The organism is Parafrankia discariae, assembly GCF_000373365.1.
Taxonomy (GTDB): domain Bacteria; phylum Actinomycetota; class Actinomycetes; order Frankiales; family Frankiaceae; genus Parafrankia; species Parafrankia discariae.
The window spans coordinates 1-7015 of the sequence record NZ_KB891122.1 but is presented as its reverse complement, the minus strand read 5'-3'; the positions used below and the strand labels follow the sequence as shown (position 1 = coordinate 7015).

The following is a 7015-nucleotide window of genomic DNA, read 5'->3' as shown; positions in this document are numbered from 1 at the left end:
CGGGTTCTACACGCCGCGGAAGCGGTTGATAGCCGTGAGGTGACGGGCCCGGGTCCGTTCGTCCCGGATCCCCAGCCCCTCCTCCGGCGCCAGACACAGCACCCCGACCTTGCCCTGATGGGCATTCCGGTGCACATCCAGCGCCGCCTGCCCCGTCCGCTCCAACGGATACACCTTCGACAACGTCGGATGCACCAACCCCCGCGCCACCAGCCGGTTCGCCTCCCACGCCTCCCGGTAGTTCGCGAAATGCGACCCGATGATCCGCTTCAGGTTCATCCACAGATACCGGTTGTCGTACTCATGCATGAACCCACTCGTCGACGCGCACGTCACCACCACCCCACCCTTACGCGCCACATACACCGACGCCCCGAACGTCTCCCGCCCCGGATGCTCGAACACGATGTCCGGATCCTCCCCACCCGTCAGCTCCCGGATCCGCGCCCCGAACCGCTTCCACTCCCGCGGGTCCTGCGTCCGCTCATCCGACCAGAACCGATACCCCTCCGCCGCCCGGTCGATCACCAGCTCCGCACCCATCGCCCGACAGATCGCCGCCTTCTCCGCCGACGACACCACACACACCGGGATCGCCCCACCCCGCAACGCCATCTGCGTCGCGTACGACCCCAACCCCCCCGACGCCCCCCAGATCAACACCACATCACCCTGCTTCATCCCCGCACCGTTCCCCGACACCAACTGCCGGTACGCCGTCGAGTTCACCAACCCCGGCGCCGCCGCCTCCTCCCAACTCAAATGCCCCGGCTTCGGCATCAACTGGTTCGCCTTCACCAACGCCAGCTCCGCAAGACCACCGAAATTCGTCTCGAACCCCCAGATCCGCTGCTCCGGATCCAGCATCGTGTCGTTGTGCCCCTCCGGACGCTCCAACTCCACCGACAGACAGTGCGCCACCACCTCATCCCCCGGATGCCACGCATGCACCCCCGGCCCCGTCCGCAACACCACCCCCGCCAGATCCGACCCCACCACGTGATACGGCCGATCATGCTTGGCCGCCAACGGCGACGACCGCCCATACCGCTCCAGGAACCCGAACGTCGACAACGGCTCGAAGATCGACGTCCACACCGTGTTGTAGTTCACCGACGACGCCATCACCGCCACCAGAGCCTCACCCGGCCCCAACTCCGGCGTCCCCACCTCATCCACATGCAACGACTCCCGCGGATCCTTCTCCCGCGACACCCGCCCCTCGAACATCCCCACCTCCGCCTTACGCACCACCACACCCCGGTACGACTCCGGCACCGCCAACGCCCCGAACTCCGCCCGCCGCTCCGGCGAAGGCCCCCCACCGGCCATGATCGCTTCGACAACATGCTTCACGGCTGGCCGCTCCGTCCGTCAGACGCCGAGGTGGCGCGCGATCAGCATCTTCTGCACCTCGCTGGTGCCCTCACCGATCTCGAGAATCTTCGAGTCACGCCAGTGGCGGGCCACCGGGTACTCGTTCATGAATCCGTAGCCGCCGTGGATCTGCGTCGCCTCGCGGGCGTTCGTCACCGCCGCCTCGGAGGAGAACAGCTTCGCCATCGCCGCCTGCTTCTTGAAAGGCAGGCCGGCGAGCATCCGCCACGCGGCGTCGTAATAGGCCGTCCGGGCCACATAGGTCCGGGTCTCCATCTCGGCGAGCTTGAACGCGATGGCCTGGTTGCGGGCGATCGGAGCGCCGAACGCCTCCCGCTCCTTCGCGTACTTCACGCTCTCGTCCACACAGGCCTGCGCCAGACCGACGGAAAGCGCCGAGATGGCGATGCGGCCCTCGTCGAGAATGGACAGGAAGTTCGCGTAGCCACGGCCCCGCTCACCGAGCAGGTTCTCCGCGGGAACCCGCACGTCCTGGAACGACAGCGGCCGGGTGTCCGAGGCGTGCCAGCCGACCTTCGAATAGGGCGCGCCCGCGCTGAAGCCCGGCGTCGGCACCGGGACGATGATCGAGGAGATCTGCGGCCGGCCGTTCACCGGCTCCCCGGTCACCGCGGTCACCGTCACCACCCGGGTGATGTCCGTCCCGGAGTTCGTGATGAACGCCTTCGAGCCGTTGATCACCCATTCGTCACCGACGAGCTGGGCCGTGGTGCGGGTGCCGCCCGCGTCGCTGCCGGCGCCCGGCTCGGTCAGCCCGAAGGCACCCAGCGAGCGGCCGCTGGCCAGCACCGGCAGCCACTCCTCGCGCTGCGCCTCGGTGCCGAACCGGTAGATCGGCATCGCGCCGAGGCCCACCCCGGCCTCGAGGGTGATCGCCACCGAGGAGTCGGCCCGCGCCAACTCCTCGATCGCCAGGCAGAGCGCGAAGTAGTCGGCGCCCTGGCCGCCGTAGGACTCCGGGAACGGCAGGCCGAACAGGCCCATCTCGCCCATCTGCGCGATGATCTCGTACGGGAAGGTCTTCGCCTCGTCGTGCGCGCCGGCGGCGGGGGCGACCACCTCCCGGGCGAACTCCTCGACCGTCTTGCGCAGGGTCTCGTGCTCTTCACTCAGCCGGTTGTCAGACATGGCCCGTCTCCTTCTCGTGCTTCACTACATCCGTTCGACGGGTCAGGGGCGGGGCGGGCCGGAGTCCGCGGCCTCGTCCGCCGTACCGTCGGGGGCCGGCTCGACGACCGCGAGCAGCGCGTCCAGCGCCACCGAGTCGCCGACCCGGACCAGGACGTCCTTCACCTGGCCGGCGACCGCCGCGACCACGGTGTGCTCCATCTTCATCGCCTCGACGACCACCAGCGGGGCCCCGGGCTCGACGGTGTCACCGGGCGTCGCCCGGACGTCGACGACGGTGCCCGGCATCGGGCTGCGCGCCTCGCCGCTGTGCTCGCCGGCCGCCGCGTCGGCGCCGCTCTCCACCCGTCGCTCCGCGAGCGCCCAGGTGAACCCGTCGGCACCCACCCAGACCGTGCTCCCACTCGCGGCCACCTGCCACCGCCTGGTCCGCCCGTCCACGGTGACCAGGGCGTCCGCGGGCTGGCCCGGGATCGGCGCGGGCAGCCAGTCGAGCTCGGCCGGGCGTGGCCCGGCGCCGTCCAGGCGGACCAGCAGCCGGCCGTCGGCGTCGCGTCGCACGGCGACCTCGCGGCCCGGTGCGGCCCCCGCCCCGCCGGGCGCGGCGACCGACCAGCGCGACCAGGCCCGCTCGCCCAGCCGCCAGCCCGACGGTACGTCCCAGGGGTCGACGACCGACCCGGTCGGCGCCATCGTGTCCGCGCCGACCAGCCCGAACACCTCCAGGGCGTCGTCCGCCGTGGGCTCGCCGGGCAGGGCCTGCCCGGCCGGGTCGGTGAGCGCCTCGAGGTGGCGCTCCACCAGACCGGTGTCGAGCCGGCCGGACCGGGTGTCGGGATGGCTGATCAGGCGGCGCAGGAAGCCGATGTTCGTGGTGACACCCAGCAGTGTCGTGCCCGCGAGCGCGGCGTCGAGACGGGCCAGCGCGCCCGCCCGGTCCGGCGCCCAGGCGACGACCTTGGCCAGCATCGGGTCGTAGGTGGCGGCGACCCGCGTGCCGGCCCGCAGGCCCGAGTCGGTGCGCACCCCCGCGCCGGTCGGCTCCCGCAGGACCAGGACGTCCCCGCCGGTGGGCAGGAAGCCGCGGGCCGGGTCCTCGGCGTACACCCGGGCCTCGACGGCGTGGCCGGTCAGACGCACCTCGTCCTGGGTGATCCGCAGCCGCTCGCCGGCGGCGACCCGCAACTGCTCGGCGACCAGGTCGACGCCGGTGACCAGCTCGGTCACCGGGTGCTCGACCTGCAGCCGGGTGTTCATCTCCATGAAGAAGAACTCGTCGGGCCGGTCGGTGCCCACGACGAACTCGACCGTGCCGGCGCCGACGTATCCGACGGCGGCGGCGACGTCGACGGCCGCGCCGCCGATGCGCGCCCGGGTCGCGGCGTCGAGCAGCACCGACGGCGCCTCCTCGACGATCTTCTGGTGGCGGCGCTGCAGGCTGCACTCCCGCTCGCCGAGGTGGATCACGTTGCCGTGCGTGTCGGCGAGGACCTGCACCTCGATGTGGCGGGGGGTGTCGACGAACCGCTCGACGAACAGCGTGTCGTCGCCGAAGGACGCTGCGGCCTCCCGGCGGGCCGAGCGCAGCGCCTCGGCGAGCGCGGCGGGCTCGCGGACGAGCCGCATGCCCTTGCCGCCGCCGCCGGCGGCCGGCTTGACCAGCACCGGATAGCCGATCTCGGTCGAGGCCGCCACCAGGTCGTCGTCGGACATCCCCGGCTCGACCCGGCCGGGCACGACCGGGACGCCGGCCGCGGCGACGGTGCGCTTGGCCGCGATCTTGTTGCCCATCAGCTCGACGACCCGCGCGGACGGGCCCACGAAGACCACGCCGGCGTCGGCGCAGGCCTGCGCGAACACCGGGTTCTCGGCGAGGAAGCCGTAGCCGGGGTGCACCGCCTGCGCCCCGGTCGCCGCCGCGGCGGCGAGCACCCGCTCGATGTTGAGGTAGGAGTCGAGCGCGCGGGCCGGGCCGAGGCGCACCGCGACGTCCGCCTCGGTCACGTGCCGGGCGCCCGCGTCGGCGTCGGAGAACACCGCCACCGAGCGGACGCCGAGCTCACGCAAGGTCCGGATGACCCGGACCGCGATCTCACCCCGGTTGGCGACGAGCACCGTGTGGAACATCGACCCTCACATCCGGAAGACGCCGTAGCCGACCGGTTCCAGCGGCGCGTTCGCCGCCGCCGACAGCGCCAGGCCCAGGACGGTTCGGGTGTCCGCCGGGTCGATGACGCCGTCGTCCCAGAGCCGGGCGGTGGCGTAGTAGGGGTTGCCCTGCTGTTCGTACTGCTCGCGGATCGGCGCCTCGAAGGCCGCCTGTTCCTCGGCGGACCACTCGCCGCCGCGGGCCTCCACAGCGTCGCGGCGGACGGTCGAGAGCACGGCGGCGGCCTGGTCACCGCCCATCACCGAGATCCGGGCGTTCGGCCACGTCCACAGGAAGCGCGGCGAGTAGGCCCGGCCGCACATCGAGTAGTTGCCGGCGCCGAACGACCCGCCGATCACCACGGTGAACTTCGGCACCCGGGCGCAGGCGACCGCGGTGACCATCTTCGCGCCGTGCTTGGCGATGCCGCCGGCCTCGTAGTCCCGGCCGACCATGAAACCGGTGATGTTCTGCAGGAACAGCAGCGGGATGCTCCGGGAGTCGCACAGCTCGATGAAGTGGGCGCCCTTGAGCGCCGACTCACCGAACAGCACCCCGTTGTTGGCGATGATGCCGACCGGATGCCCGTGCAGCCGGGCGACCCCGGTGACCAGGGTCGAGCCATACTCCTTCTTGAACTCCGCGAACCGGCTGCCGTCGACCAGCCGGGCGATCACCTCGCGGACGTCGTAGGGCGTGCGCGGGTCCGCCGGCACCACCGAGTAGAGCTCCGAGGTCGGGTACAGCGGCTCCTCGGTCGGGGTGACGTCCCACGGGCGCGGCGCGCGCGGCCCGAGGCCGGCGACGATGCGACGCACGATCGTCAGCGCGTCGGTGTCGTCGGCGGCCAGATGGTCGGTGACACCGGACTTGCGCGAGTGCAGCAGGCCGCCGCCGAGGTCCTCCGCGCTGACGACCTCGCCGGTCGCCGCCTTCACCAGCGGCGGGCCACCGAGGAAGATCGTTCCCTGGTTGCGGACGATCACCGCCTCGTCGCTCATCGCCGGCACGTAGGCCCCGCCGGCGGTGCACGACCCGAGCACGGCGGCGATCTGGGCGATGCCCCGGGCCGACATGGTCGCCTGGTTGAAGAAGATGCGGCCGAAGTGCTCGCGGTCGGGGAACACCTCGTCCTGGCGGGGCAGGAACGCGCCGCCGGAGTCGACCAGGTAGACGCACGGCAGCTGGTTGTGCAGCGCGACCTCCTGGGCGCGCAGGTGCTTCTTCACCGTCGTCGGGTAGTAGGTGCCGCCCTTGACGGTGGCGTCGTTGACCACGACGACGCACTCGCGGCCCGAGACCCGGCCCACCCCGGTGATGATCCCCGCGCCCGGTGCCTCGCCGTCGTACATGCCGTCGGCGGCCAGCGGAGACAGCTCGAGGAACGGGCTGCCACGGTCGAGCAGCGTGTCGAGCCGGTCCCGGGGCAGCAGCTTGCCGCGCTCGACATGCCGGCGGCGGGCGACCTCGGAGCCGCCCAGCGCCGTGCTGGCCAGCCGGCTCCGCAGCTCCTCGACCAGCTCCGCGAAGGTGGCGGCGTTGTGACGGGCGGGATCACCCTTGGCATCGACCAGTGTCCGGAGCGGCTCGGCGGGCTCCGCGCGCCCTCCGGGTACCGCGCGCCCATCAGGCACCGGGCGGTCGATGTTAGCGTCGACTAACATGCGACGCAGGCTAGCGGTCGCGCGCCTTTCTGTCGAGCGGTGCCCGCCACCCCGGCCCCGGCGGCCTCACGGGGGACGGCGGACACCGAGGCGGACGCGGAGAGGAACGGTCCGCCCCCCGACACGCTGGGCAGACGGCCTGACCCCGGCGCGCGTCCGCGCGGACGGGACAGCTCGGAGTGGGCCCCGGTCGATGGGGCCCCGACCGGTGAGGCCGTCAGTCCGGGAGGCCGTCAGTCCGTGGGGACCTCAGTCCGGGCGCAGGCTCCGCGGGAAGAGGCGGACGTCCCGGTCAGCCACCCGGCCGGCTGGCCGGCGGCTCCGTCGGCCGGCTCACGGAGAGGACACACTCCGTACACACCAATTGATCGACGGACAAGCCCTATAGCCCAATACCGCTTGATTAGCCTGTCGAGAGGATCGTCCAGCCTGACACGCCAACGGATGCTCCCTTATCGATAAACCTCTGGACTCGGCATGCGGGAGAGCTCAACGTCGAGGGATAGGTAGCCGGATGGCTGCTGTCGTGACTTCAGCCGGTAGAGAGTTAGAATGCGGGCGTGGCGCGTCTTGGTCAGATCATGGAACTGCCGGCCGTTGAAAACGAGCGGCTCACCGACCGCATCTCGATCGGCGTGCTTGCCAGAATCGTCCCGCGGGATCTCATCGACGAAGT

The 7015-nt window shown here is 71.6% G+C and carries 4 protein-coding genes; all 4 read right to left on the bottom strand.

Annotated elements, in window-relative coordinates; genetic code table 11:
- Nucleotides 1-6: 6 nt before the first annotated feature.
- From ccrA to B056_RS0105930, 4 genes are read right to left on the bottom strand one after another with little or no spacing between them, the layout of a single operon-like run.
- Nucleotides 7-1356, bottom strand: coding sequence for a crotonyl-CoA carboxylase/reductase (ccrA, locus tag B056_RS0105945; protein WP_018500976.1), 1350 nt, complete (start codon nucleotides 1354-1356; stop codon nucleotides 7-9).
- Between the two features lie 18 nt (nucleotides 1357-1374).
- Complete coding sequence (locus tag B056_RS0105940) at nucleotides 1375-2526, bottom strand: acyl-CoA dehydrogenase family protein (protein ID WP_018500975.1); 1152 nt, start codon at nucleotides 2524-2526, stop codon at nucleotides 1375-1377.
- Nucleotides 2527-2568: 42 nt separating this feature from the next.
- On the bottom strand, nucleotides 2569-4653 hold the full coding sequence (locus B056_RS0105935; protein ID WP_018500974.1) for an ATP-binding protein: 2085 nt from the start codon (nucleotides 4651-4653) through the stop codon (nucleotides 2569-2571).
- 6 nt (nucleotides 4654-4659) lie between these two features.
- Nucleotides 4660-6339 carry a carboxyl transferase domain-containing protein gene (locus B056_RS0105930; protein ID WP_018500973.1) on the bottom strand — a complete coding sequence of 560 codons (1680 nt, stop codon included), beginning with the start codon at nucleotides 6337-6339 and terminating at the stop codon, nucleotides 4660-4662.
- Nucleotides 6340-7015: the final 676 nt, after the last annotated feature.